Source organism: Pseudomonas sp. NMI760_13 (genome assembly GCF_021283245.1).
Taxonomy (GTDB): domain Bacteria; phylum Pseudomonadota; class Gammaproteobacteria; order Pseudomonadales; family Pseudomonadaceae; genus Aquipseudomonas; species Aquipseudomonas peradeniyensis.
On record NZ_JAJSRC010000036.1, the window covers coordinates 25,631 to 51,881 of the forward strand.

Annotated in this window: 28 protein-coding genes and 1 tRNA gene; 8 read left to right on the top strand and 21 right to left on the bottom strand. The window is 65.4% G+C overall.

What is annotated here, in order from left to right; all coding sequences use genetic code 11:
* The first annotated feature begins 23 nt into the window (after positions 1-23).
* A complete protein-coding gene (locus LU671_RS26030) occupies positions 24-254 on the top strand; it encodes a PP0621 family protein (protein WP_050703666.1) in 231 nt (76 codons plus the stop codon).
* A gap of 150 nt (positions 255-404) precedes the next feature.
* Here the strand turns inward: LU671_RS26030 and thiO are convergent, their stop codons facing one another.
* The 5 genes from thiO to LU671_RS29555 are packed head-to-tail and all read right to left on the bottom strand — an operon-like array spanning position 405 to position 3,399.
* Positions 405-1,502, bottom strand: coding sequence for a glycine oxidase ThiO (gene thiO / locus LU671_RS26035; protein WP_232857363.1), 1,098 nt, complete (start codon positions 1,500-1,502; stop codon positions 405-407).
* Positions 1,503-1,555: 53 nt separating this feature from the next.
* On the bottom strand, positions 1,556-1,948 hold the full coding sequence (locus tag LU671_RS26040; RefSeq protein WP_232857364.1) for a type IV pilin protein: 393 nt from the start codon (positions 1,946-1,948) through the stop codon (positions 1,556-1,558).
* Between the two features lies 1 nt (position 1,949).
* A complete protein-coding gene (locus LU671_RS26045; RefSeq protein WP_232857365.1) occupies positions 1,950-2,420 on the bottom strand; it encodes a hypothetical protein in 471 nt (156 codons plus the stop codon).
* Entirely contained in the window at positions 2,417-3,064 is a 648-nt protein-coding gene (locus tag LU671_RS26050) for a PilW family protein (protein WP_232857366.1), read from the bottom strand. Before LU671_RS26050 ends, LU671_RS26045 begins: the two co-directional genes overlap by 4 nt.
* Positions 3,061-3,399 (bottom strand): hypothetical protein, encoded by a 339-nt coding sequence (locus tag LU671_RS29555; protein ID WP_332880097.1) that lies wholly within the window; start codon positions 3,397-3,399, stop codon positions 3,061-3,063. The genes LU671_RS26050 and LU671_RS29555 overlap by 4 nt, the downstream gene beginning before the upstream one ends.
* 158 nt (positions 3,400-3,557) lie before the next feature.
* On the opposite strand from LU671_RS29555, the gene LU671_RS26060 reads away from it, so the two are divergent.
* Positions 3,558-4,007, top strand: a complete 450-nt coding sequence (locus tag LU671_RS26060; protein WP_269806832.1) for a GspH/FimT family protein — start codon at positions 3,558-3,560, stop codon at positions 4,005-4,007.
* Position 4,008: 1 nt separating this feature from the next.
* Here LU671_RS26060 and ispH read toward each other — a convergent pair whose 3' ends face one another.
* The 6 genes from ispH to murJ form a co-directional block, all read right to left on the bottom strand.
* Positions 4,009-4,953: a 4-hydroxy-3-methylbut-2-enyl diphosphate reductase gene (gene ispH, locus LU671_RS26065; RefSeq protein WP_232857368.1), complete on the bottom strand. Its 945-nt coding sequence runs from the start codon at positions 4,951-4,953 to the stop codon at positions 4,009-4,011.
* Positions 4,954-4,967: 14 nt separating this feature from the next.
* Entirely contained in the window at positions 4,968-5,405 is a 438-nt protein-coding gene (locus LU671_RS26070; RefSeq protein ID WP_023629753.1) for an FKBP-type peptidyl-prolyl cis-trans isomerase, read from the bottom strand.
* Positions 5,398-5,913, bottom strand: a complete 516-nt coding sequence (gene lspA, locus LU671_RS26075; protein ID WP_203648045.1) for a signal peptidase II — start codon at positions 5,911-5,913, stop codon at positions 5,398-5,400. The genes LU671_RS26070 and lspA overlap by 8 nt, the downstream gene beginning before the upstream one ends.
* Positions 5,906-8,737 (bottom strand): isoleucine--tRNA ligase, encoded by a 2,832-nt coding sequence (ileS, locus tag LU671_RS26080; protein ID WP_232857369.1) that lies wholly within the window; start codon positions 8,735-8,737, stop codon positions 5,906-5,908. Before ileS ends, lspA begins: the two co-directional genes overlap by 8 nt.
* A complete protein-coding gene (ribF, locus tag LU671_RS26085) occupies positions 8,734-9,684 on the bottom strand; it encodes a bifunctional riboflavin kinase/FAD synthetase (protein WP_232857370.1) in 951 nt (316 codons plus the stop codon). The genes ileS and ribF overlap by 4 nt, the downstream gene beginning before the upstream one ends.
* Positions 9,685-9,802: 118 nt before the next feature.
* Positions 9,803-11,341 carry a murein biosynthesis integral membrane protein MurJ gene (murJ, locus tag LU671_RS26090; protein WP_232857371.1) on the bottom strand — a complete coding sequence of 513 codons (1,539 nt, stop codon included), beginning with the start codon at positions 11,339-11,341 and terminating at the stop codon, positions 9,803-9,805.
* Positions 11,342-11,591: 250 nt separating this feature from the next.
* Between murJ and rpsT the strand changes: the two genes are divergently transcribed.
* The gene (gene rpsT / locus LU671_RS26095) at positions 11,592-11,870 is read left to right on the top strand and encodes a 30S ribosomal protein S20 (RefSeq protein WP_023533220.1); all 279 of its coding nucleotides are present in this window, start codon (positions 11,592-11,594) and stop codon (positions 11,868-11,870) included.
* A 310-nt stretch (positions 11,871-12,180) separates the two neighbouring features.
* Here the strand turns inward: rpsT and LU671_RS26100 are convergent, their stop codons facing one another.
* The 3 genes from LU671_RS26100 to LU671_RS26110 all read right to left on the bottom strand — a co-directional run bounded on the left by LU671_RS26100 (position 12,181) and on the right by LU671_RS26110 (position 15,062).
* Positions 12,181-13,341, bottom strand: coding sequence for an MFS transporter (locus tag LU671_RS26100; RefSeq protein ID WP_203648049.1), 1,161 nt, complete (start codon positions 13,339-13,341; stop codon positions 12,181-12,183).
* A 125-nt stretch (positions 13,342-13,466) separates the two neighbouring features.
* Entirely contained in the window at positions 13,467-13,610 is a 144-nt protein-coding gene (locus LU671_RS26105; RefSeq protein WP_186734725.1) for a hypothetical protein, read from the bottom strand.
* A 237-nt stretch (positions 13,611-13,847) separates the two neighbouring features.
* Positions 13,848-15,062, bottom strand: a complete 1,215-nt coding sequence (locus tag LU671_RS26110; protein WP_232857372.1) for an MFS transporter — start codon at positions 15,060-15,062, stop codon at positions 13,848-13,850.
* 191 nt (positions 15,063-15,253) lie between these two features.
* Here LU671_RS26110 and LU671_RS26115 point away from each other — a divergent pair, with 191 nt between their 5' ends.
* Entirely contained in the window at positions 15,254-16,186 is a 933-nt protein-coding gene (locus LU671_RS26115; RefSeq protein WP_232857374.1) for a FecR family protein, read from the top strand.
* 96 nt (positions 16,187-16,282) lie between these two features.
* Positions 16,283-16,359 (top strand) — tRNA-Met (locus LU671_RS26120).
* 54 nt (positions 16,360-16,413) lie between these two features.
* On the opposite strand, the gene LU671_RS26125 is transcribed toward LU671_RS26120, so the two are convergent.
* A complete protein-coding gene (locus tag LU671_RS26125; protein ID WP_203648050.1) occupies positions 16,414-17,028 on the bottom strand; it encodes a LysE family translocator in 615 nt (204 codons plus the stop codon).
* 243 nt (positions 17,029-17,271) lie between these two features.
* On the opposite strand from LU671_RS26125, the gene LU671_RS26130 reads away from it, so the two are divergent.
* Positions 17,272-18,177, top strand: a complete 906-nt coding sequence (locus LU671_RS26130) for a LysR substrate-binding domain-containing protein (protein WP_232857376.1) — start codon at positions 17,272-17,274, stop codon at positions 18,175-18,177.
* On the opposite strand, the gene LU671_RS26135 is transcribed toward LU671_RS26130, so the two are convergent.
* Entirely contained in the window at positions 18,117-18,701 is a 585-nt protein-coding gene (locus tag LU671_RS26135; RefSeq protein WP_232857377.1) for a YcbK family protein, read from the bottom strand. The two genes, LU671_RS26130 and LU671_RS26135, sit on opposite strands and share 61 nt — an antisense overlap.
* Positions 18,702-18,767: 66 nt before the next feature.
* Here LU671_RS26135 and LU671_RS26140 point away from each other — a divergent pair, with 66 nt between their 5' ends.
* Positions 18,768-19,937 (top strand): hypothetical protein, encoded by a 1,170-nt coding sequence (locus LU671_RS26140; RefSeq protein WP_232857379.1) that lies wholly within the window; start codon positions 18,768-18,770, stop codon positions 19,935-19,937.
* A gap of 70 nt (positions 19,938-20,007) precedes the next feature.
* Here LU671_RS26140 and LU671_RS26145 read toward each other — a convergent pair whose 3' ends face one another.
* A complete protein-coding gene (locus LU671_RS26145) occupies positions 20,008-20,715 on the bottom strand; it encodes an SDR family NAD(P)-dependent oxidoreductase (protein ID WP_232857380.1) in 708 nt (235 codons plus the stop codon).
* Between the two features lie 75 nt (positions 20,716-20,790).
* Between LU671_RS26145 and LU671_RS26150 the strand changes: the two genes are divergently transcribed.
* Positions 20,791-21,747 carry an arsenic resistance protein gene (locus LU671_RS26150; RefSeq protein WP_232857381.1) on the top strand — a complete coding sequence of 319 codons (957 nt, stop codon included), beginning with the start codon at positions 20,791-20,793 and terminating at the stop codon, positions 21,745-21,747.
* Here the strand turns inward: LU671_RS26150 and LU671_RS26155 are convergent.
* From LU671_RS26155 to LU671_RS26170, 4 genes are read right to left on the bottom strand one after another with little or no spacing between them, the layout of a single operon-like run.
* Positions 21,744-22,259, bottom strand: coding sequence for a histidine phosphatase family protein (locus tag LU671_RS26155; RefSeq protein ID WP_232857382.1), 516 nt, complete (start codon positions 22,257-22,259; stop codon positions 21,744-21,746). The two genes, LU671_RS26150 and LU671_RS26155, sit on opposite strands and share 4 nt — an antisense overlap.
* Before the next feature lie 57 nt (positions 22,260-22,316).
* Positions 22,317-24,617 carry a PqiB family protein gene (locus LU671_RS26160; RefSeq protein WP_232857383.1) on the bottom strand — a complete coding sequence of 767 codons (2,301 nt, stop codon included), beginning with the start codon at positions 24,615-24,617 and terminating at the stop codon, positions 22,317-22,319.
* Complete coding sequence (locus tag LU671_RS26165) at positions 24,610-25,233, bottom strand: paraquat-inducible protein A (protein WP_186714227.1); 624 nt, start codon at positions 25,231-25,233, stop codon at positions 24,610-24,612. Before LU671_RS26165 ends, LU671_RS26160 begins: the two co-directional genes overlap by 8 nt.
* On the bottom strand, positions 25,220-25,879 hold the full coding sequence (locus tag LU671_RS26170; protein WP_203648056.1) for a paraquat-inducible protein A: 660 nt from the start codon (positions 25,877-25,879) through the stop codon (positions 25,220-25,222). The genes LU671_RS26165 and LU671_RS26170 overlap by 14 nt, the downstream gene beginning before the upstream one ends.
* Between the last annotated feature and the right edge of the window lie 372 nt (positions 25,880-26,251).

Here is a 26,251-nt window from a genome sequence, read left to right on the forward strand (position 1 = left end):
CTTTTCTCGACAAGCTGGACACCATGGTTCGCCTACTCTTCTGGATCGCCCTGATCGCCGCCGCGTTCTGGCTGTGGCGCAAGTTCAAGACCAGTCAGCAATCACCTGCCGAGCCGCGCCTGCAGGACCCGCTGAAGATGGTGCGCTGCGCCCATTGCGGCGTGCACCTGCCCAATGACCGGGCGTTGCAGCGCGGCCAGGAGTGGTACTGCAGCCAGCAGCATCTGGAGCAGGGGCCAGGCCAGCAGCGCTGACAGCCTACGCGCCCTCTCTCTGTAGGAGCGGCCTTGTGCCGCGAAAGGGCCGCAAAGCGGCCCCAGCAATCTTTGCGTCAACGCTGAAATCCTGGGGCCGCTACGCAGCCCTTTCGCGGCACAAGGCCGCTCCTACAGTGGGTTATGCGCTCAGCCCAGACGCCCCGCAGGCGCATACGGCGCCGGATCGATGATCGGCTCGCGCCCCAGCAGCAAATCACCGAACAGCTGGCACGACGCCGGCGCCAGCACCAGCCCGTTGCGGTAATGCCCGCAGTTCAGCCATAGCCCTTCATGCCCCGGCACCGCGCCGATATACGGGATACCTTCCGGCGAGCCAGGACGCAGGCCAGCCCAATGCCCGACCACCTCGGCATCCGCCAGCGCCGGCAGCAACTCCACCGCCGAGGCCTTCAGGCTCTCCAACGCATCCCCGGTCGGGGTCTTGTCGTAGCCGGCATGCTCCAGCGTACTGCCCACCAGGATATGCCCGTCGCGACGCGGGATCGCATAGCGCCCCTTGGCCAGGACCATGCTCGGCAAGAAGTCCTCGGCGCACTTGAACAGGATCATCTGCCCCTTCACCGGCTCCACCGGCAGCGTCAGCCCGAGGGTCTGCAGCAGGTCGCCGCTCCAGGCTCCGGCACTGAGCACCACATCGTCGGCGGCGATCACTCCGTCCTCGGTCTGCACACCGGTAACGCGGCCACCTTCATGGACGAACCCGCTGATCTGGCAATGCTCGCGCAGGGTCACGTTCGGCAACGCCTGCAACGCGGCCTTCAGCGACTTCACCAGGCGCGGGTTGCGCACGTTGGCCACGCCCGCCATGTAGATGGCATGGCGGTAACCCGGGCCAAGCACCGGTACCGCGTCGTAGGCGGCCGAGATATCCACGGCGCTGAGTGGGCGATGCTCATGCGCCGCCCAGGCCAGGGCCTCGGCCTCGTCGTCCAGATCCAGCCAGTACAGCCCGGTGGTATGCACCTCGGGGTCGACCCCGGTGCTGGCGAACAGGCGCTCGCCCAGCTGTGGATAAAAATCCTGCGACCAGTGCGCCAGGGCGGTCACCGCCGGGCTGTAGCGCCACGGGTACAGCGGCGAGACGATCCCGCCACCGGCCCAGGACGACTCCCGACCCACCTCGCCCTGGTCGCACACCACCACCCGGTCGACATCCGCCGCCAGGTTGAACGCGGTCAGCAGGCCGATGACACCGCCGCCGACAATCACTACTTGCTTGCTCATGGTTCGATCCAACACCTGAAGTAATTCCACGGTGCCTGGGCACCTCATGATCTTCAGCTTCCCCAGCACGCCTGGTCGCCCGCGCCCGTGTTATCGCGCACGCCCGCCTGGTCGAGCAGGAAGTCGCCGCAACGGTCATCCGCCATGAAGGCCTCGGGCACACGGCTGGCGCGCAGGCTGAACCGGTCAGTGTCGCGCCAGGCCTGCAGGCGGTAGTAGCGTGTGCCCGCGGGCAACACGGTGGTCAGCTGCTCGTTGTCGGCATAACCGCCCACGCGGGCGCGGTGCTGCTCCAGGCGCAATGCCGCGTCCTGCAGCAGGCCGACCGCTTCGCTTCGCGCGGCGCGCCGCAGCTGGTCGCTGTAGCTGGGGTAGGCAATGGCTGCCAGCATGCCGATCAGCGCCACGACAATCAATAATTCGATCAGACCAAGGCCGCGCTGCATCTCAGCCCTCCCCCAGGCGCTGGCGCCAGCTGATCCGCTTCACCGCGCCGTCATCGTCGATGGCATAGACCGCCTCCAGCAGTTGCCGCGCGCGGGTTTGAAGGCCCACCGCCGTCACCCGGACCAGCGTCAGCCTGTCCCCGACGGGCTGGCCCGCGACACGCAGGCTGTCTCCCAGGGTTTGCAGGTAAACGAAGCCACTTTGGGTCGCCAGCCAGGGTGGAGAAGGCTGGGTATCAGGTGGACTGGGTGGCGGACAGGCCTGGCATCGGCCCGGGATGCCGCCTGCAAGCAGTTCTGCGCCCTCGATCAAGGCCGCCTCCGCCTGCTCGAAGGCCCGCGCGCCGGCCAGCTGATCGCCTGCTTGGCGTTGCTGCAAAAGCGCCTCGCGCAGGGCCAGGGTTGCCAGCAGGCCGAACAGCAGGCTCAGGACCAGCGCCAGCAACAGCACAATGCCACGCTGCCCCGTCACGACCCGGCTCCCGGGTTGCGCAAGGCCACGCTCAGCGAATGCTGCTGCTCGAGCCCATGCTGCCGGTCATGCAGGGTCAGGCGGATATCCAGGCGCTCGCCCGCGCCCGCCTCGACACGGCTGACCTCCAGTGCCCGCACCTGGTCGATGAGACTGGCATGCTGCGCATTGCTGGTGAGCATCAGGCTGCCGTTGCGCACCCGATAGGTCACCCGGCGCACCGGCAGCGCCAGCAACTCGCCGTCCCCGACGTGCTGCCCGGGCTGCACCCGCGCCCAACTGCGGCAGTCGCTGAGCACGGTCCAGTCCGGGCTGCCGAGCAACCCGGGCAACTCAGCGCCGACCAGGGTCAGGCTGTCGCCCATGATCTCAATGGGCGAGGCGAAAGCCTGGGCCGCGCCAGGATCGGCAAAGTCCTCGGCTTCAAGACGCAAGCAACCGAACATCCCCGCCTGGCGAATATCCTCGGCCATTCGCTGCAAGGCCAGGCGAGCGTCATCCTGCAGGCGCGCCGTCGCACCTTGCAGTTGCAAGGCCTGATACGCCGAGACGAATACCTGGCCGGCGGCCACCAGCAGCATCAGGCCCAGCACCAGGGCCAGCAGTGCCTCGACCAGGCCCAAACCCGCCTGCCGGCGCCTCATGGCAGCACCCTGCCCTGCACGCTCAGCGACTGCCGGCCCCCTCCCAGGCCCGGCCAATCGACGTCCAGCACCAGCACGCCCCCGGCCAGGTTCATGCGCCCTTGCGCCGCACTACCGAGCACCTGGGTCAGGCGCGACTGCCAGGCTGCTTCCTCGCCCGCCTCGAGCGCCCCGGCAGCCCTGACCCGCTCCAACATGCCCTGGGCCAATTGCAACACCTGCGCTTCCCGCCGCCCCCCTTCGACGGCCTGCAGCCCACGCAGCTGCAAGGCCGCCGATGCGAACAGCCCCAGCGTCAGCAGCGTGCCAGCCAGCAGCACCTCCAGCAGCGTCATGCCCCCTTCCCTCGCCCCCATAACCCCCTCCTGGGATCTTTCCTAGGCCGCAACCCGAACCGGCCGACTGGCGCCTTTGTTGGGCGTCCTGGAAGCTACAGAGAAGCACTTCCAGGGAGGAATGCAGCGTGGGGCAACAAGGCGTAACACTGATACAAATGATGTTCGCACTGGGCGTGCTGAGCCTTCTGACACACCAGGGTATATCGGCCTACAGCAAGTTCAGCGATGAGCTTTACCTCGGTGCCGTGGCCAGGGAGCTGGCACAGGCCCTGCGCGGCGCCCGTAATCAGGCGGCGCTAAGGCACCAGGCCGTGCTGGTCAGGCCGCTGGAGGAGAATTGGGGCAAGGGCTGGCGGGTGGTGCTGGAACAGGATGGCGAACGGTTGCAGGAACATCGCCTGGGCAGGCCGCTGAGAATTGCTACGACCTCGGACCGGGTCGTGAGGTTCAGCGCCCGGGGGGCGCCGCTGGGGGTGGGCTTCGTCGGCACCACGCTGGACATCTGCCCGCGCACCACCCTCGACAGCCGTCATCAGGTGGTGCTCAGCCCCAGTGGCCGGGTCAGCCTGCGCAGCGACGAGGGTCGCCGCTGTGCACCGGACTGACTCAGATCGAGCGGACCCGCAGCTCCTTGGGCATGGAGAAGGTGATGTTCTCCTCGCGCCCATCGAGCTCTTCGGCGCCAGTCGCGCCCCAGGCCTTGAGCTGGTCGATCACGCCACGCACCAGCACCTCGGGCGCCGAGGCCCCGGCGGTAATGCCGATGCGCTCGGCCCCGTCGAACCAACTGCGTTGCAGGTCCTCGGCGCCGTCGATCAGGTAGGCCGGGGTGCTCATGCGCTCGGCCAGCTCGCGCAGGCGGTTGGAGTTGGAGCTGTTCGGGCTGCCGACCACCAATACCACATCGCACTCGTCGGCCAGTTGCTTGACGGCGTCCTGGCGGTTCTGAGTGGCGTAGCAGATGTCGTCCTTGCGCGGGCCGCCGATGTTCGGGAAGCGTGCGCGCAGGGCGTCGATCACCCGGCTGGTGTCATCCATCGACAGGGTAGTCTGGGTGACGAAGGCCAGGTGGTCAGGGTTGCGCACCTGCAGCCTGGCGACATCGTCCTCGTCCTCGACGAGGTAGATGGCACCGCCGTTGCTGGCGTCGTACTGACCCATGGTGCCTTCGACTTCCGGGTGCCCCTCATGGCCGATGAGAATGGTCTCACGGCCGTCGCGGCTGTACTTGGCAACCTCGATATGCACCTTGGTCACCAGCGGGCAGGTGGCGTCGAACACCTTCAGGCCACGGCCGGCGGCTTCCTGGCGCACGGCCTGGGAAACGCCATGGGCGCTGAAGATGACGATGACGTCGTCCGGCACCTGGTCCAGCTCTTCGACGAAGACCGCGCCACGGTTGCGAAGGTCCTCGACCACGAACTTGTTGTGCACCACTTCGTGGCGCACATAGATCGGCGGGCCGAAGACTTCCAGGGCGCGGTTGACGATCTCGATCGCCCGGTCGACCCCCGCGCAGAAGCCGCGCGGGTTGGCGAGTTTGATTTGCATGCTCGGCTCCAGGCTCACACGGCCTTCACGTCGAGGATCTGCACCTCGAAGTTCAGGGTCTTGCCAGCCAGTGGATGGTTGAAATCGATGGTCACCTGGTTGTCGTCGAACGCCTTGACCACGCCCGGAAGCTCGGTGTTGGCGGCGTCGTTGAAGATCACCAGCAGCCCTTCGGACAGCTCCATGCCTTCGAACTGCGAGCGCGGCATCACCTGCACGTTCTGCGGGTTGTGCTGGCCGAAGGCGTTCTCCGGGGCGATGCTCAGCTTGCGCTGGTCACCGGCCTTGAAGCCGAACAGGGCGTTCTCGAAGCCCGGCAGCAGGTTGCCGTCGCCGACCTTGAACGTGGCCGGGGCCTTGTCGAAGGTGCTGTCGACGGTGTCGCCGTTTTCCAGGTGCAGCGCGAAGTGCAGGGTGACTTCGGTGTTCTGGCCAATGCGGGTCTCAGTCATGGACGGCTTCCTCGGACTTCTTGCTCTTGAACATGTCCAGCGCCAGCATCACCGCGCCCACGGTGATCGCGCTGTCGGCCAGGTTGAAGGCCGGGAAGTAGTAGCGGTTCTGCCAGTGCACCAGGATGAAGTCGACCACATGGCCCAGCACGACGCGGTCGTACAGGTTGCCCAGCGCGCCGCCCAGCACCAGGGCCAGGGCCACGGCCAGCCAGGTCTCGTTGCGCCCCAGGCGCTTGAGCCAGACCACCAGCACGGCGCTGACCACCACGGCGATCAGCGCGAACAGCCAGCGCTGCCAGCCGGAGCTGTCGGCCAGGAAGCTGAACGCCGCGCCGGTGTTGTAGGCCAGGGTCCAGCTGAAGTAGTCGGGAATGACCACGATCTGCTGGTACATGGTCAGCGCGCTGTCGAAGTACAGCTTGGTGGCCTGGTCGAGGACCAGGACCACCAGGCTCAGCCAGAGCCAGGCAAGGCGCCCGAAGCGCCCCGCGGAAGCGTTAGGCATAGTGGCGCACCTCACCGGAGCCGCTCAGGTTGTCGACGCAACGGCTGCAGATCTCCGGATGCTCCGGGTGGCTGCCGACGTCGGCGCGGAAGTGCCAGCAGCGACCGCACTTGGCGTGACCGGACTTGACGACTTTCAGCTTGAGGCCTTCAACTTCGGTTGTCACGGCGTCGGCGGGTGCCTGGACGAACGGCACGACACTGGCGGCCGAAGTGATCAGCACGAAGCGCAACTCGTCGCCCAGCTTGTTCAAGTCGGCGCTCAGGGCGTCGTCGGCGAACAGGGTGACTTCGGCCTGCAGGTTGCCACCGATAGCCTTGGCCGCGCGCTGGTTCTCCAGTTCCTTGTTGACCGCAGTCTTGGCGGCCATGATGCGTTCCCAGTACTCGCGACCCAGCTCGAAACCTTCCGGCAGTTCGCTCAGGCCTTCGTACCAGGTGTTGAGCATCACCGACTCGTTACGCTCGCCCGGCAGGTATTGCCACAGCTCGTCGGCGGTGAACGCCAGGATCGGCGCGATCCAGCGCACCAGTGCCTCGGAGATGTGGAACAGCGCGGTCTGGCAGGAGCGGCGGGCGACACTGTTGGCGCCAGTGGTGTACTGGCGGTCCTTGATGATGTCGAGGTAGAAGCCACCCAGCTCCTGCACGCAGAAGTTGTGGATCTTCGAGTAGACGTTCCAGAAACGGTACTCGCCATAGTGCTCTTCCAGCTCGCGCTGCAGCAGCAGGGTGCGGTCGACCGCCCAGCGGTCCAGGGCCAGCATGTCTTCGGCCGGCAGCAGGTCGCGGGCCGGGTCGAAGCCGGACAGGTTGGAGAGCAGGAAGCGCGCGGTGTTGCGGATGCGGCGGTAGGCGTCGGCGCTACGCTGCAGGATCTGATCGGAAACCGCCATCTCGCCGGAGTAGTCGGTGGCCGAGACCCACAGGCGCATGATGTCGGCACCCAGGGTGTCGTTGACCTTCTGCGGCTCGATGGTGTTACCCAGCGACTTGGACATCTTGCGGCCGTTCTCGTCCACGGTGAAGCCGTGGGTCAGCAGCTCGCGGTACGGCGCGTGGCCGTCGATGGCGCAACCGGTCAGCAAGGATGAGTGGAACCAGCCACGGTGCTGGTCGGAGCCTTCCAGGTACAGGTCGGCGCGCGGGCCAGTGGCGTGGCCGATGTCGTGGGAGCCGCGCAGCACGTGCCAGTGGGTGGTGCCGGAGTCGAACCACACGTCGAGGGTGTCGGTGATCTTGTCGTACTGGCCGGCTTCGTCACCGAGCAGCTCGGCGGCGTCCAGCTTGAACCAGGCCTCGATGCCTTCCTGCTCGACGCGCTTGGCAACTTCTTCCATCAGTTCGACGGTGCGCGGGTGCAGCTCGCCGGTCTGCTTGTCGAGGAAGAACGGGATCGGCACGCCCCAGTTGCGCTGACGCGAGATGCACCAGTCCGGACGGTTGGCGATCATCGAATGCAGGCGCGCCTGGCCCCAGGCCGGAACGAACTTGGTCTCTTCGATGGCCTTGAGCGCGCGCTCGCGCAGCGGCTCGCCGGTGGTCGGCTGCTTGTCCATGCCGACGAACCACTGCGCGGTGGCGCGGTAGATCAGCGGGGTCTTGTGGCGCCAGCAGTGCATGTAGCTGTGGCTGATGGTCTCGGTGTGCATCAGCGCGCCGACTTCGCTGAGCTTGTCGACGATGGCCGGGTTGGCCTTCCAGATGAACTGGCCGCCAAAGAACGGCAGCGACTCGACGTACACGCCGTTGCTCTGCACCGGAGTGAGGATGTCGTCGTTGACCATGCCGTAGCGCTTGCAGGTGACGAAGTCGTCTTCACCGTAGGCCGGCGAGGAGTGAACCACGCCGGTACCGGCGCCCAGCTCGACGTAGTCGGCCAGGTAGATCGGCGACAGACGGTCGTAGAACGGGTGGCGGAAGTTGATCAGCTCCAGGGCCGAGCCCGGAGCGGTGGCGATGACCGAACCTTCCAGGTTGTAGCGCTTGAGGCACGACTCGACCAGCTCTTCGGCCAGCACCAGCAGGCGCTCGCCGGTATCGACCAGGGCGTACTTGAAGTCCGGGTGGATGTTCAGCGCCTGGTTGGCCGGGATGGTCCACGGGGTGGTGGTCCAGATCACGATGGCGGCGGGCTTGGCCAGCGCGCCCAGGCCGAAGGCGGCGGCCAGCTTGTCGGCATCGGCCACCGGGAAGGCGACGTCAATGGTCTGGGATTTCTTGTCAGCGTACTCGACCTCGGCTTCAGCCAGGGCCGAGCCGCAATCGAAGCACCAGTTCACGGGCTTGAGGCCCTTGAACACGAAGCCTTGCTTGACCATCTCGGCCAGGGCGCGGATTTCACCGGCCTCGTTGGCGAAGTTCATGGTCTTGTAGGGGTTGTCCCAGTCGCCCAGCACGCCCAGGCGGATGAACTCGGTCTTCTGCCCTTCGATCTGCTCGGCGGCGTACTCGCGGCACAGCTCGCGGGTGCGGTCGGCGGTCAGGTGCTTGCCGTGGGTGACCTCGACCTTGTGCTCGATCGGCAGGCCGTGGCAGTCCCAGCCCGGCACGTACGGCGCGTCGAAGCCGGACAGGGTCTTGGAGCGGACAATCATGTCCTTGAGAATCTTGTTCAGCGCATGACCGATGTGGATCTTGCCGTTGGCATAGGGCGGGCCGTCGTGCAGGACGAACTTCGGACGATCCTTGCCAATCTCGCGCAACTTACCGTACAGGCCAATACTGTCCCAGCGCTGCAGGATCTGCGGTTCGCGCTGAGGCAGGCCGGCCTTCATGGGGAAGGCGGTGTCCGGAAGGTTAAGCGTGGCTTTGTAGTCGGTCATTTCAGGCTCTTCGTTAGCGGTTGAGCGTGCCAGTGGGCACGTGCGGCGGCGATGTCCGCGTCGATCGCCGACTTCAGCGCCTCCAGGGAGGCGAAACGCTGCTCTTCACGCAGCTTGTGGTGGAATTCCACCGTCAGGCGCCGGCCATACAGGTCGCCGGCGTAGTCCAGGAGATGAATCTCCAGGTGAGGACGCCCGTCACCGGCGACGGTGGGGCGCACTCCGATATTGCCGACACCCGGCCAGGCCTTGCCGTCGATCTCGATGCTGGCCAGGTAGACCCCGGACAGCGGCACGCGACGGCGCTTGAGCTGGATGTTGGCGGTGGGGGTGCCGAGCTGGCGGGCCAGCTTTTGGCCATGCAGCACGCGCCCGGTGATACGGTACGGACGCCCCAGCAGGTGCTCGGCCAGCTCGAAGTCGCCTTCGGCCAGGGCCTTGCGCACTTCGGTGCTGCTGACCCGCAGGCCGTCCTGAACCACGGTGTTGGCCGCCTCGACGCTGAAGCCGTGGCGCTTGCCGGCTTCGGAGAGGAAGACGAAGTCGCCGGCGCGGTCGCAGCCGAAACGGAAGTCGTCGCCCACTTCGAGGTGGCGCACGCCCAGGCCATCGACCAGCACCGCCTTGACGAACTGCTCGGCGCTGAGCTGGCTCAGGCGCTGGTTGAACGACAGGCACAGCACCCGGTCGATGCCCTCACCGGCCAGCAGCTCGACCTTGTCACGCAGGCGGGCCAGGCGCGCCGGGGCGCTCTGTGGGGCGAAGTACTCGCGCGGCTGCGGCTCGAAGATCACCACGCAGGTGGGCAGGCCCAGTTCCTGGCCGCGTTCGCGCAGGCGCGCGAGGATCGCCTGGTGGCCGCGGTGGACCCCGTCGAAGTTGCCAATGGTGGCGACACAGCCCCGGTGCTCGGGGCGCAGGTTGTGAAGACCTCGAACCAGCTGCATAACGCGCTTCTTGCTCATAAAGTGGCCGATTATAACCACACCCGGGCGCTGGTGACAGGCAGCAGCGCCCCCATGGGGCGTGGAATGCGAAAAACCGACGCCTGACCCCTCTGGCGCCTCAATGCAACGCCTTGCGGGCGAAATGCCGAGGGCGCAAACCACACAGGAACAGGCAGCCGAAGTAAGTCACCACGCCCGCCGCGATCAGCGCCCCGAGGCGCAGGAAGCGCGCGAGCATGTTGCCCTGCTCCCAGGCTGGCAGGTAGTGCATGCCCAGCAGCAGCACAGCCGACATCAAGGTCACCGCCAGTACCAGCTTGAGCAGGAACGGCGTCCAGCCCGGCTGCGGCTGGAACAGCTGCTGGCTGCGCAGCTTCCAGTACAGCAGGCCGGCGTTCAGGCACGCGCCCAGGCTGATGGCCAGGGCCAGCCCGGCATGGGCCAGCGGGCCGACCAGGGCCAGGTTGAACAGCTGGGTGCAGACCAGGGTGAAGACCGCGATCTTCACCGGCGTGCGGATATTCTGCTGCGCATAGAAGCCAGGTGCCAGTACCTTGACCAGGATGATCGCCAGCAGGCCCACCGAATAGGCGATCAGGGCGCGCTGGGTCATCGCGGCGTCGAAGGCGGTGAACTTGCCGTACTGGAACAGCGCCACGGTCAGCGGTTCGGCGAGAATGGCCAGGGCCAGGGTGCAGGGCAGCACCAGCAGGAAGCACAGGCGCAGGCCCCAGTCGAGGATCCGCGAATACTCCTCGCGGTCCTTGTTGGCGTAGGTCTTGGCCAGGGTCGGCAGCAGGATGGTGCCCAGGGCAACGCCCAGCACGCCGGAGGGCAGCTCCATCAGGCGATCGGCGTAGTACATCCACGACACCGAACCTGCCACCAGGAACGAGGCGAAGATGGTGTTGATGATCAGCGAGATCTGGCTTACCGACACCCCGAGGATGGCCGGCAGCATCTGCTTGAGCACGCGCCACACCCCGGTGTCGCGCAGGTTCAGGCGCGGCAGCACGAGCATGCCGATCTTCTTCAGCGTCGGCAGCTGGTACAACAGTTGCGCCAGGCCACCGGCCAGCACGCCCCAGCCCAGGGCCATGATCGGCGGGTCGAAGTACGGCGTCAGCAGCACGGCGAAGGCGATCATCGCCACGTTGAGCAGCGTGGGGGTGAACGCCGGCACGCTGAAGCGGTTCCAGGTATTGAGGATCGCGCCGACCAGCGACGATAGCGAGATCAGCAATATATAAGGAAAGGTCACCCGCAGCAGCGAGGTGGTCAGCTCGTATTTTTCCGCGTTGTCGACGAAGCCCGGCGCGGTGGCCCAGACCACCCAAGGCGCGGCGAGGATGCCGATGACCGTGACCAGCGCCAGGACCAGGGTCAGCAGGCCGCTGACATAGGCGATGAAGGTCCGGGTGGCCTCCTCGCCCTGCTGGGTCTTGTACTCGGCCAGGATCGGCACGAAGGCCTGGGAGAACGCCCCCTCGGCGAAGATCCGCCGCAGCAGGTTGGGCAGCTTGAAGGCGATGAAGAAGGCGTCGGTGGCGATGCCGGCGCCGAACACCCGCGCCAGGATGGTATCGCGCACGAAGCCGAGCACCCGGGAAATCATGGTGATTGAACTGACGGCGGCCAGGGATTTGAGCAGGTTCATCGAAAAGTTTCACGCCAGGGGCAGAGGACGCTGCCAGACAGCGTCCGAATGTGCGATACTCCCGCGCCTTCGCAGGGGAGCCAAAAATTCCCGAGTTTACAGGTCGTGCGACAGAAAGGAATATTTCCCTCCTGTTGGCTCACCACTCGGCGGAACCCTGCAAGTGGCCTTGACATCCGATCGACTCATCGGCATGATTCGCGGCCTATTTTGTTTGCTATTTACCTAAAGTCTTTCGAGGAGCTCGACGGTGGCCAACTCACCTTCCGCCAAGAAACGTGCAAAACAGGCTGAGAAGCGTCGCAGCCACAACGCCAGCCTGCGTTCCATGGTCCGCACCTACATCAAGAATGTAGTCAAAGCCATCGACGCAAAAGACGCCGAAAAAGCGCAAGCCGCTTACGTTCTGGCTGTACCTGTAATCGACCGTATGGCCGACAAGGGTATCATCCACAAGAACAAAGCTGCTCGCCACAAAGGCCGTCTGAATGGCCACATCAAGGCGCTGAAAGAAGCTGCAGCTGCCTAAGCGACGTTCTTGTCGAAAAAACCGACCCTAGGGTCGGTTTTTTTATGCCTGCAATAAAGTGTGGGTTGCTTATATAAAGAAGGCCCATGGCGTAATGCCTGTCAGTTAGCGCTTCATCGCTCTTGGTTGGGGCTGCTTTGCTGCCCTTCGCGGGTAAACCCGCTCCCACAGGATCGCGCAAACGCTGAATCGAGCGCTGTACTTGTGGGAGCAACTGTCTTGCTCAATTTCTAGAATCTGGCGCGATCCGCGTGGGGGCGGGCAAAGCCCACCAGCACCACGCCCGCCAACCAGCGAACCGCCCTGCCGCTCAGTCCACCGCTGCCTGCAGCCTGCCCGCCCGACGGTACGCCTGCCGTGCGAAACACACGAACAACCCTGCCATCAGCGCCAGCGCCATGGGCAAGCCATGGGGCGCCACGTCCATCGCCGCGCCGCTGACCAGCGGCCCGACCAGGCTGCCGACACCCCACAGCAGGCCGACACTGGCGTTGGCGGTCACCAGGTCCTGCCCCCTGAAACGCTGTCCGATCAACACCAGCGCCAGGGTGTAGATGCCCCCGGCCACCGCCCCGAGCACCACCAGCAGCGGCCACAGCAGCCAGGTCATCTGCAGCAGCCAGGGCAAGGCGATACCGATGCTCATCGCCACCAGCCCGCACACCAGGTGCAGCCCGGTGCGCTCGACCCGGTCGGCGAGCCAGCCCAGGGGCAGCTGGAAGATCATGTCGCCGGCGAACACCACGGTCACCATCAGCGCCGCCACGCCCACGGCAAAACCGTGGCTGCTGGCGTACACCGGCAGCAATGACAGCACCACCGCATCGAAGAACGAGAAAAACAGCACCGCCACGCACAGCGCCGGGGCCACGCGGAAGAAGCCGGCCAGGCCGAAACTCTTCTCGCCTTCATCACCATGCTCGACATGGTCGTTGGGCACGGTGAACAGGATGCACAGCAGCGCCAGGCCGTAGCAGACGGTGACCACGCCGGTCAGCCATGGGCTGTCGGCGCCGAGCAGCGCCAGCAGTGCCGGGCCGAGCACCTGGAAGCCGGTGAAGCTGGTGGCGTACAGGGCCATGATCTTGCCGCGGTTGTGCTCCGGACACAGCTCGTTGACCCACGATTCGCCGAGGATGATCGCGATGCCCATGCCGATGCCGAGCCCCAGGCGCAGCAGCGCCAGCCACAGCATCGAGTCGAAGGCCCATTCCAGCAGGGCGATGCTCAGGGTGCACAGGCTGAAGCTGAGCAGGTAGATGACGCGCCGGGTCAGGTGCCGGCAGCAGGTGTCGACCATAAAGGCCGAGAGCATCATGCCCGCGGCCGGGATCGCCGAGATGATGCCGATCTCCAGTGTCCCCGCCCCCGCCTCGTGCAAACGCAACGACACCAGTGGCAGGCTCGCCCCGAGGCTGAAACCGACCACCGACACGGCGAACAACAGGCCCACCAGCAAACGCATGTTCATGTACCACTCCTTGCAAGCCGGTGAGCAGGGGCTCTGGCCCTGGCCGACTGGAAAATCCGCTGAAAGATATTCGAACGCAGGCGCCCGCAGTCACGCCGCAATGGCGCGGGAGGCAGGGGCGCGGATCAGTTCAGGGCAAGGTGTGGCGAGAAGGTGAAGGCGAACAGCACGCTGCGTCGACGCTTGAGCACCGTGTCGCTCGGCCACGCGCGGCGCGCTGTCGGGGCGACAGGCTGGCGGTGCGGGCGGGTCACATCGGTACGGCGCATCACGTGAACTACGCAGGGATTGAGGAGGCGGCACTCTAGGCCATGCGGATCCAAATCGTCAATCGTCGACCTTGATGCACTTCCCTGTAGGAGCGGCCTTGTGCCGCGAAAGGGCTGCGAAGCAGCCCCAGGATTGTCGCGTTTAACCAAAGATTGCCGGGGCCGCTTCGCAGCCCTTTCCGGCCGGTCCGACGCCTCGGCAAGGCCGCTCCTACAAAGAGTGCGCATGGCCGACTTTCAACGTTTTCCAGTGGACGGCAGGAACACCGCCAGCAACCCAAACAACGGCAGGAACGAGCAAACCCCATACACATACTCGATCCCACGCAGATCAGCCACATACCCCAGCAGCGCCGCGCCGATGCCACCGAAGCCGAACATCAGCCCGAAGAAGATCCCGGCGATCATCCCGACATTGCCCGGCACCAGTTCCTGGGCATACACCACGATGGCCGAGAACGCCGACGCCAGGACGAAGCCGATCACCACGCTGAGCACGGTGGTCCAGAACAGGTCGGCATACGGCAGCGCCAGGGTGAACGGCGCCACCCCGAGGATCGAGAACCAGATCACCGCCTTGCGCCCGATACGATCACCGATCGGCCCGCCGAAGAAGGTGCCCGCCGCCACGGCGCCGAGGAACAGGAACAGGTGCAATTGGGAGCTGGCCAGCGACAGCTGGAACTTCTCGATCAGGTAGAAGGTGAAGTAGCTGGTGAAGCTGGACATATAGAAGTACTTGGAGAACACCAACAGGCCCAGCACCACCAGCGCCAGGATCACCCGCTGGCGCGAGATGCCGTGGGTGGCCTGCACCGCCTTGCGCGCCTTGGCCTGGTTGAGGTGCTCCTTGTACCAGCGGCGCAGCATCAGGGTCACGGCGAAGAAGAACAGCCCGGCCACGCCGAACCAGGCGACATGGGTCTGGCCGAAAGGAATGACGATCGCCGCCGCCAGCAGCGGGCCGAGGGCGGAGCCGGCGTTGCCGCCAACCTGGAAGCTCGACTGCGCCAGGCCGAAGCGCCCACCGGAAGCCAGCCGGGCGATGCGCGAGGTCTCGGGGTGGAAGGTCGACGAGCCGATGCCCACCAGCGCCGAGGCCAGCAGGATCATCGGGAAGCTGCCGACGAAAGCCAGCATCACGATGCCCACCAGGGTGCACACCGTGCCCAGCGGCAGCAGGTTCGGCGTGGGCCGCTTGTCGGTGAAAAAGCCCACCCACGGCTGCAGCAGCGAGGCGGTGATCTGGAAGGTCAGGGTGATCAGGCCGATCTGGGCGAAGCTCAGGTTGTAGTTGGCCTTGAGCATCGGGTAGATCGCCGGCAGCACCGACTGGATCAGGTCGTTGATCAGGTGCGCCAGGGCACAGAAACCGATGATGCGCATCACCAGCGGCGAGGCCTGGTTTGCCGGGCTGCTGGCGCTTGAAGTCGTGGTACTGCTGATGGCCATGGGCTGGATGTCCGTCCGCGGATTGGGATCCGATTATCGTGAAACAAATAGATACGAAGCTACCTTTTTATTTTGCCGGGCCTTCCATCCGACACGTACTTGTAAATAATTATCAATATAATTAGCATCCTTCTCCTCTTCCCTGTAAACGCTGGGCAAAACCGCCCTCCTCCTGCGAGCAGACCGATCCCATGAGCCCGATGCCCGCCTTGCAGCCCACGCCCGACCCCGAGCAGGAAGCCCTGGAGTGGTTCTCGCGCCTCCGCCAACCCGGCTGCGACGAGGCCCTGCGCCAGGCATTCGCCAGCTGGTGCCAGGACCCGCTCAATGCAAGGGCCTATGCCCAGCTCGAAGCCTACTGGCAGCAATTGCAGGTGCCGGCGGCACGCCCGCGACCACGCATCGCCAAGGTTCGTCGCAGCCGGGCCGGGCTGTGCCTGGGGCTGCTGTTCCTGCTGCTGGTGGGCGCCCTGGCCTGGCTCTACTGGCCCGTGATGCAGCGCCTGGGCAGCGAACTGCATACCAACAGCGGCGAGCGCCGCAGCGTGCGCCTGGCCGATGGCTCGACCCTGCACCTGGACAGCGCCAGCGCGATGAATGTCGACCTGCGTGGGCGCACCCGCCAGCTGCAGCTGGTGCAGGGCCAGGTCTACCTGGAGGTGATGCTCGATGGCCGGGCCATGGAGGTGCAGGTCGATGACACCCGGATCCAGGTGTTCGGCACCCGCCTGCAGATCGCCCGCCATGCCGACCACGACGAACTGGTGGTGTTCGGCGGCAAGGCTGCGGTGTTGCAGGGTGGCGACCAACGCCTGGTCAATGCCGGCGAACGGGTGACGTTCAGCGAAAGCCGCATCAACTCGGTCGAGAAGATCGATGCCAAATTGGCCGATGCCTGGCGCAACGGCCAATTGAAGGCCAGGAACCTGCCGTTGAGCGAGGTGCTGGAGCGCCTGGCCGATTACCGTGGCCAGCGCGTCTGGCTGCTGAACGAGCAGGCCGCCTACCAGCGGGTCAGCGGTGATTTCGACCTCGACCACCCGGCGCAGAGCCTCGAGCGCCTGGCCGCCGACCAGCACCTGCGCCTGCACAACCTGCTCGGCCACTGGTTGATCGTGCGCTGATGCGCCCTTCCCGGCTAAGTTTTTGAAAGGTTGGCAATTTTTTTTAAAAACGTTGTTGACAGGATCGCGATTCGAGCTAATAATGCGCGCCAAGTTGGCTACATAGCTCAGTTGGTTAGAGCATAGCATTCATAATGCTGGGGTCCGGGGTTCAAGTCCCTGTGTAGCCACCACCTTTTAAAAGGGCTTATCGAAAGATAAGCCCTTTTTCATTGCCTGCGAAAAAGCTACTTCACGCCTGCCACCACCACGGCCAGCCCCAGGCTGATCAACGCCACGCCGATGACCCGGTCGACCACCACCTGCCGCTCGATCATCGCCCGACGCAGCAAGTGGTTGGAAAAGAACACCGCCACCAGGCTGAACCACACCCAATGGGCGAACGACATGAACGCGCCATAGGCGAAGTCCAGCGCCAGCGGGCTGCCGGGCTGCACCACCTGGGTGTAGGCACTGACCACGAAGAGCATGGTCTTGGGGTTGAGCGCGTTGGTCAGAAAGCCCGTACGCAAGGCGCTCGCCACATTTGTCTCGCTGTGCGCCAGGCCGTCGAGGCTTATACGCGTGGTATTGGTCAGCGACTTGTAGCCCAGGTACACCAGGTAGCCCGCCCCCACCACCTTCATGGCCAGGAACAGGGTCGGGCTCTGGCTGATGATCACGGCGATGCCGAGCACGGTGTACAGCACATGCACCTGCACGCCCAGCGCGATGCCCACCGCTGCCGCGAGACCGGCCTTGCGGCCCTGTGCATAACTGCTGCGGGTGACCATGGCGAAGTCGGCGCCGGGGCTGATGACGGCCAGGAGGGTGAAGAGGGCGACGGCGATGAGTTCGTTCACGAACAGGTATCCTCGATAGGCGATGAAAATTCACTTGTGCCGTGATTATCGAGGCAGCATCAATTGCTAAAAATCGATTTATAGTGAGGCAAATACGCTAGTTAATTTCACAGATATTCTGAGGCTGTACTGGCCTCTTCGCGGGTAAACCCGCTCCCACAGGCTCGGCATGAAGGTCAAGATCGGTGATAAACCTGTGGGAGCGGGTTTACCCGCGAAATGGCCGGCAAGGACAACAACGTCATGAAACTGCCCCCCCTCACCGCCTTTCGCTACTTCGACATCGCCGCCCGCACCGAAAGCTTCGTGCGCGCTGCCGAGCACCTGCACGTCACCCACGGCGCCGTCAGCCGCCAGGTGCGCCTGCTCGAGGAAAGCCTCGGCGTGGAACTGTTCGAACGGCGCAACCGAGCAATCTTCCTCACCCGCGCCGGACGCGACCTGCAGGCCACCACCCAGGCGATCTTCGAGCAACTGGAGGGCGCCGTGCAGCGTCTGCACCAGCAAGCCCACGACAACGTGCTGGTGGTGTCCTGCGAGCCAACCATCGCCATGCGCTGGCTGATTCCGCGCCTGCCGCGCTTCCATGCCCGGCACCCCGACCTGCAACTGCACCTGGTGGCGGCCGGCGGGCCGGTGGATTTCGCCCGCGGCGGCATCGACCTGGCCCTGCGCCGCGATGACTTCCACTGGGACCGCCAGCTGCACAGCCTGAAGATCTGCGATGAATGGATCGGCCCGGTCGCCACGCCGGATCTCAAAAACCAGCGCCTGCTGCACAGCGCCACCCGCCCCGACGCCTGGGCCAACTGGCTGCGCCTGAGTGGCCAGGACTTCCGGCAAACGGCGCGCAGCGACTTCGAGCACTTCTACCTGTCGATCCAGGCCGCCAGCGCGGGCATGGGAATGGCCATCGCCTCGGCGCTGATGGTGCGTGACGAACTGGACAACGGTCAGCTACAGGCGCCGTACGGCTTCCTGCGCGATGGCTCCGGCTACCACCTGCTCAGCCCGCAGCCACTGGATGACGGCAGCAAGCGCCAGTGTTTCGCGCAGTGGGTCGGCGACGAGTGCCGGGCCTGCCTGGCTCACCTGGGCTTGCTGCAGAACGACGAACCGGCCCTGCCGTCACCGCCCCAGGTGCGATAGCCGGCCGTGTCGATATGGATGCGCCCCGAAGGGTAACGGCCCAGCCCCATGTTCCAGGCCTGGCCGTGCTGCTGCCAGAAGCGGCACAGCGGGCTCGGGTCGACCCCGCGTGGCAGCAGCAGGTCGACGGCGAAGGCGCGCATGTGCGCACTGCTCGGCGCGCCGCCGGCACAGGCATTGAGCCGGGGATCGCGGTAGGCCGACACCACTTCGAACTGACGCAGGATGCCCTGCCGGTCGAGGGTCTGGATCAAGGCCAGCGTCGAGCGCACCGCCGGCCAATGGCTCGCTGGCGCCACCGCGAAGGGCGAGGCCTTGCACTGGCGCCAGTCCGAGGCCGAGCGCAGCAACTGATGGATCGGCACCACGCCATACAGCCGGGCGTCCACCAGCATTTCACGAAACCTGCGGCTCTCGTGATCCCCGGCCCATTGGGCGAACATCCACACATCACGCTCATCGGCCTGGACTGCACCGAGCCCGATCAACGCGCTAGCCAATAGCCATGTCCTGGCGCTTTTCATTCCCCCACCTCTTCGTCCACCATGGGCGCGCCCGCCGTCCTGGCGGCCACTGACAAGGAGTTAAGCATGCACAAGATTGCTGTATCGGGCCTGGCCGCCCTCGCCTTCAGCGGCCTGGCCATGGCCGACGCGCAGATCGACCTGGGCGACGCCCAACGGGTCACCCGGTTGTTCGCCTACCCCAACAACTGCAACGTGATCTGCTACCGCGACTGGACACTCGAGAAGACTGTCGAGCACTACCTCACCCAGAGCGTGCAGCGCGATGGCTACGCCAACGCCAAGGTCACGGTGAACCGCGACAACGACAAGTTGCACGCCAGCATCACCGGCGTGCCGGCCAGCTATACCGAACCCTTGCGCAAGCTGCTCGACAGCGGCGAACTGGCCTACCAGGGCGCCACCCGCCTCAACCAGAAAGGCGGCTGGGACTACAGCTGGTACCTGTTCCTGCCCCTGGGAATGGCCCTGGAGAACCGCCGCAGCGTCGAGCTGCTGCACTTCCCGCCGGACTACTCGCTGACCCGCTATCAAGACTACCTGAAGTCCAACACCACCGACCGCTGGGCAGAGCTTCTGACCTTCAACGGCGTCGAGGCCACCCAGACCCCGGCCTACCAGACCATCGTCGATATCGCCCCGATCGCCGCGCCGGCCAGCGCGGGCAAGGACCTGGAAGGGGTGTACAGCTACTTCAACGATTACCAGGTGCGGATGGTCAAGGAAGTGGCCCTCACCCACGACGGCAAGACCGCCTTGCCGATGGTCGCCTTCGGCGCGCCGGTGCGGGCGTGGATCCAGCAGCAGTACGGGCCGAAGGTCAACGTGCTGGGGCTGGTCAGCATCGCGCCGGAGCCGGACAGCGCCAAGGTGCCCGTGCTCGGCGCCAACCATCCGAGCGCGATCTGGTACGCCGCCGACCCGAAAAGCTACGACGGCGACCAGGACAAGGCCGACGCCGCGGGCCTGAAGATGATGGGCCAGGACCTCTCCGCCGCCTGCTGGCAGGCCGGCATGGGCCGCAACCCGCAGGCCGATGCCAAGCTCACCCTGCAGGCCTGCACCAGCAAGTGGCAGGTGACCCAGAAGAAGCAGACCTGCGAGCTGTTCTACCGCACCATCCGCGACATGACGCCGGAACAGGCGGCGGCCAAGTGCAATACCGGGGCGGTGACGCGTAGCCTGCGCGATCTGCGCAAGCCCTTGGAGACCAACGAGACCGACCGGGCGCTTTGAGCCGCCCAGTCGATCGCTCCAGGTAGCCTGGGCCAAAGGGGCGACTGCGCCCCTTTGGCGTCAAACGCGATTAGAAGCGTTCGTCGCGCAACGCCGGCAGGGTGATGTCACGCACGTAGCTGGAAGATGACAGGCTCAGCATCATCCGGCACACCTGCACCACATCGTGCACAGGGATCAGCGCGCCCTCCCCGCGTCGCTCGGCCTGGGCCAGCGGCACATCCAGGCCGTCCTCGGTGTTCAGGTAGCCGAGGTTCAGGCAACTCACGCCCAGGCCCTGGTCGCGGAAGCCTTCGCGCAGCGCCTCGGCAATGCCGCGCAGGCCGAACTTGCTGGCGCCAAAAGTCACCTCTGGCCGCCCGCTACCAGGCAGGCCCGAGGTCGAACCGGTAAGAATGATCCGTGGCCGGGGGCTTTGCAGCAGTACCGGCAGCAGGCGCTTGATCAACAGCAGCGGCGCGGTGATGTTGGTGTCGACCATGCGCTCGATCTGCGCCTCGTCGTCGTCGAGGAAGCTGTAGCCCTCGTCAAAGGCCCCCGCCTCCCAGATCCCGACGTTGTAGACCAGCACATCCAGCCCGTCCCCGGACACCGCCTCGTGGATGATCGCGGCGGCCTGGCGCGGCTGGCCGAGGTCGGCCTCGATCCAGCGTACCGCGCCCGGCAACGCCGCCGGCCGGGTGCGCGATACACCGACCAGCGTATCGCCTACGCCACCCAGGCCCTGTACCAGCGCCCGTCCCAATCCCTTGCTCGCACCGACCACTAGAATTCGCATCGAATCACTCCCTATGGACTGCGCCAGATAGTACCCTGCCCAACCCAGCAAATCAGTCGGAAATGCCAGGACACCGTGGACAGAGATCAACTCGAACGCAACCAGATCCCCTTCTATTTTGTCGCCGTGGCGCTGGCCGCCGCCCTCGGCCTGCTGGCACCGGGCGCCGCCGCCCCACTGGCGGCGCTGGTGACCCCGGCCATCGCCGTGCTGATGTACGCGATGTTCCTGCAGATCCCTTTCCTCGACCTGCGCGCGGGCCTGGGCAAGCGGCGTTTCATGGGCGCGCTGCTGCTGGCCAACTTCGTGCTGGTGCCGCTGTTGGTGTGGGCCGGCACTCGTGGCCTGGTCGAACACCCCGCCGTGCTGGTCGGCGCCTTGCTGGTGCTGCTGACGCCCTGCATCGACTACGTGGTGGTGTTCACCCATATCGGAAAAGGCGACTCGCGCCTGACCCTTGCCGCCACGCCGGTGCTGCTGCTGGTGCAACTGGCGCTGCTGCCCTTGTACCTGGCGCTGATGCTCGAAGGCGCCGGTAGCGTGGAAATCTCGCTGGTGCCCTTTATCGAGGCGTTCGTGCTGTTGATCGTTCTGCCGCTGTTGCTGGCTGTCGCCAGCAGCGCCGGGGCGCGGCGCTCGACCCTGGTCGCGAAGTGGAACGACGCCTGGGCCTGGCTGCCGGTGCCGGCCATGGCATTGGTACTGGTGGTGGTGATCGCTTCGCAGATCGGCGTGGTGGCCACCCGTCTCGACGACCTGCTGCCGGTGCTGCCGGTGTATGTCGGCTTCGCCCTGCTGGCACCGCTGCTCGGATTGCTCGCGGCGCGGCTGTTGCGGTTATCCACAGGCGAGGCCCGGGCGGTGACTTTCAGTGCCGCCACGCGCAATTCGCTGGTGGTGCTGCCGTTGGCGCTGGCGTTGCCGGAGCCGATCCGGGCGCTGGCGGCGGCGGCGGTGATTACCCAGACCTTGGTGGAGCTGGTCAGCGAGTTGATCTACATCCGCGCCGTACCGGCGTTGATTCGCCGTTAGGCCAGTTGCAAGCGCCACTGGCCGCAATGGCTGAAGCGCACCTCGGCCAGGGGCGGCACATCGATCCGCTGGAAGGACGCCAGGGGCGCAGCCAACGCATGCAGCATCGCCGCGCGGATGACAAAGGGATGGGTGATGGCGAGCCACTGGCCAGGCAACAGGGCGCTGTCCATCCAGATGGCGACGCGCTCGCACAAGGCGGCGATCGACTCACCGCCATGCGGCGTGGCATGCGGGTCGGACAGCCAGGCCTGGAGGGCGTCTTCGTCCAGCTGCTTGAGAGGCAGGCCCTTCCACTTGCCCAGGTCGCAGTCGCGCAGCCCCTCATCGACAGTCGCGTTCAGGCCCTCGGCCGTCTGCCGGGCACGCAGCTCCGGCGCGGTGAGGCAACGGGCAGTTGTCGATAGCGGTGCCGGAGGATCACGCAGCGGCTCGTCATCGAACGCGAAGCGGCCAACCCGCTGCGCCTCGGTGCGGGCGTGGCAGACCAGGGTGAGGTGAATGGGTTTCATGGCTGGCGCGCGCCCTCCCGCACAGCCGGGCCACCCAGACGGGCGGCCCGGCATGCATCACTTGCCGATCTGGATCTTCGGTGCCCACTCCAGCCAGGCATCCTCGGGCTTGTCGAACAAGGCGAAGGTCTGCTGCGGTCGCGCCGGGTTGCCCATCTGCTCGCCATCCGGCGTGGCGAAGGCGATCCCACCCTCGATCAGGGTCTCCACCGACTCGGTGCGCACCGTGGCGCCCTTGAACAGGCCCCAGTCGAAGCCGAAGCCGCTGCTGTTCCAGAAGCGGCTGCCGCCGCGCACCAACCCGGCGTAACGCGGCTCGATCAGGATGTGGATAAGTACCCGGTCGGCGGTCTGGCCCAGCTCGAAGCCGGTGACCCTGCCGACCGTGACCTCGCGGTAGGTCACCGGCACGCCCGGCTTGATCGAGCCACGGCGCGCCGCGCTCAGGGTCAGTGGCAGGCCGACCTCCTCGCCTTTCACTTCCGGCGCATCGCTCAGGGCGATGAAGTCACGCTGCGACCCCTTGTCCTTGAGCGCCGGCAGCACCTCCAGGTACTGGCCGCCGATCAGCGTGTCGAGGTTCTGGGTACGCACCAGGCCCAAGGCCGGCTTGACCACCCAGAACTGGGTACCGGCACGGGCGATGCGCTCGGCCGCCTGGGTGATTCGTGCACGGAGCAGCACGGCCTGCAGGTCGGCGGTCAGGTCGACACTCTCGACACTGCCCACATCCAGCCCACGGAAGCGGATCGGCGTGCCCGGCTTCAGGCCCTCGGCGCGCTCCACGCGGATGGTGACCAGGGTACCGGCACGGTTGGCCGCATCCTGGCTTTCATGCAGGCGGAAACGCGGAATGCGGCGCTTGAGCGGCACATCCGGTTTCGGCGTATCGAAGGCGATGCCACCGGCCATCAGCGTCTGCAACGACTCGCTCTTGACCTGGATCCCCGAGAGGCCGCCGGTCAGGGTGATGCCACTGGCATTCCAGAAGCGCGAGGAGCCGTTGACCAGGTTCTCGTATTCCTTCTCGATGTGCACCCCGATCAGGATGCGCTTGCTGTTGCGGGCGAACTGGTAGCTCTGCACGCTACCCACGCGCACCTGGCGATACATCACCGGGCTGCCCACTTCCAGCGAGCCCAGGGTATCGGCGAACAGCACCATGTGCCGGCCCGGCGCCTTCAGGTCCAGCGGCGGCGCCTTGGGTCGCGCCTCGAACTCGCGCAGCGGCTTGGCACCCGGCTCACCCGGGCGTACGGCAATGTAGTTGCCCTTCACCAACGCCTCGAGGCCGGTAATGCCGGCAAGCGAAATGGACGGCTTGACCACCCAGAACTGGGTGCCTTCGACCAGGTAGTCCTCGGCCAACGGATCGAGGGTCAGCTCGGCCATGGCAGTGGAGAGGTCGCCTTCGACTTTCAGTTCCTTCAGCGTTCCCACCTGGATACCTTTGTACAGCACCGGCGTGCGGCCCTTCTGCAGCCCCTCGAAGTCACTGAGCTTGACCTTGACCCGGATGCCGGCCTGGGCGGCGTCGAAGTCTTCGTACAGGCGGAAGGGCAGGCTCGGATCGGTGGGCGGGCTGTCCTTGCGGTTTTCCGGCGTGGCGAAGGCGATACCGCCGGCGACGATGCTCGACAGCGACTCGGTACGCACCTTGACCCCGGACAGGTCGGCGTCGATGCTGACCCCGCTGGCGTTCCAGAACCGCGTGTGCTTGCGCACCAGGCTGGCGTAAGCCGGGGCGATGAACACCTTGATCTCCACCGTGCCCTGGTCTTCGGACAAGCGATAGCTCTTCACCCGGCCCACCTGAATCTGCTTGTAGAACACCGGGCTGTCACGATTGAGCGAGCCCAGGCGCTCGGCCTTGAGGACAAGATGCAAACCCGGCTCGCTATCGGACAGCGGCGGGGCCTCCTTGAGCGCGGTGAAACGCTTGGTCTGCTCGCCCTCCCCCGGATCGACGGCGATGTAGTTACCCGACACCAGCGTCTCCAGTCCCGTAATGCCCGCCAGGCTGACGCTTGGCTTCACCAGCCAGAATCGCGTGCCCTTGGTCAGGTGCGGCCCTGCCTCCTTGCGCATCTCGATGGTGGCGACCACCCCGCGGTTTTCCCCCTTGTCATCCAGCACCAGGGCGACGACCTTGCCCACCGACATGCCCTTGTAGATGACCTCGGTCTTGTTGGCGACGATGCCCTCGCCACTCTCGAAGCGCACCTGGATCTCGATACCGGCATCGCTGTAGGCCTTCCAGGCCAGCCAGCCGCCAATCGCCAAGGCAATCAACGGCAGGATCCAGATAGCCGACCAGTTCGAAGCGGGGCGGGTTTTAGCCGTAGGCAAATCACTCATGGTCGTCATCCGACTCCGTGTTGTCCCAGATCAGTCGGGGATCGAAAGTTAAAGCGGCGAGCATTGTCAGGATCACCACGGTGGCGAAGGCGACGGCGCCCAGATTGGCTTCGACACTGGCGATGCGGCCGAAATTCACCACCGCCACCAGGATGGCGATGACGAAGATGTCCAGCATCGACCAGCGGCCGATGAATTCGATGAAGCGGTACATCAGGATGCGCTGGCGCGCCGAGAGCGGCTGGTGGCGCTGCACCGAGTACAGCAGCAGGGCGATGCCGACCAGCTTGAAGGTCGGCACCAGGATGCTGGCGATGAACACCACCGCGGCGATCGGCAGCATGCCATGCTTCATCAAGGTGATGACGCCGGACATGATGGTGTCCGGACTGCCCTGGCCGAGCGCGCTGACAGTCATGATCGGCAGCACGTTGGCCGGGATGTAGAGCACCATCGCCGTGATCAGCAGCGCCCAGGTGCGCACGATGCTGTTCGGGCGCCGGGCATGCACCACCGCGCCGCAGCGGGTGCAGGTCTGCGAGGTGCTGTCCGGCTCCTGGCGATTGAGCTCGTGACATTCGTTGCAGACCAGGATGCCTGCATCAATCGCCCGCATGGACATCCTCCCCCGACAAGGCCACCCAGATCTGGTGCGGCGACATGACCACCTCGAGCCATACCTGCACCAGCAACAGGCTGATGAAGCAGAACAGGCCCAGGCCGATACTCAGTTCGGCCAGGTCGACCAGCTTGACGATGGCCACCAGCACGCCCATGAAGTAGACCTCGAGCATGCCCCACTCACGCAGGTGGTGATAGATACGATAGATCAGCAGGCCGTAGCTGCGGCCGATATCCAGGCGGATGCTCAGCAGCACCATCAGCTGGCAGAGCAGCTTGAGCAAGGGAATGGCCATGCTGCACAGGAACACCACCACGGCGATGCCGCGCATCTCTGAGTTGTACAGGCCAAGCACACCGCTCCAGACGGTGTCGTCGGAGGTCTGGCCGAGCAGGTGCAACTGCATGATCGGCAGGAAGTTGGCCGGCACGTACAGCAGCAACGCGGTCAGGACCAGGGCCAGGCTGCGGTTGATCAGGTTGTGGCGATGGGCATACAGCTCGTAGCCGCAGCGCGGGCACTGGGCCTTCTCGTCATTTTGCAGCGTGGTCTTGCGCATCAGCAGGTCGCACTCGTGGCAGGCCACGAGTTCGTCCAGCGGCATCTGCGCGAGCGCTTCGGGATCGACAGGGTTGGGCATAAAGGCATTCTGAATGGATGCGTCGGCTCTATTCTAGTGTTCCGACTCGAATTGTGGGAGATGGCCATTATGAGGAACTGTATCGGTAGCCGGGTCACATTTTCCGCAAGCGAATCGCCCTCCCTGTAGGAGCGGCCTTGTGCCGCGAAAGGGCTGCGTAGCGGCCCCGGGGTTTGTGCATCACGCTGATATCGCCGGGGCCGCGTTGCGACCCTTTCGCGGCGCAAGGCCGCTCCTACAGGGGGAGACTGTGTTTATTTTGCAACGCAGAAAAGACAAAACCCCTACCTGCTCGCGCAGATAGGGGTTTTGCGAAATGAATCTTGACGATGACCTACTCTCACATGGGGAAACCCCACACTACCATCGGCG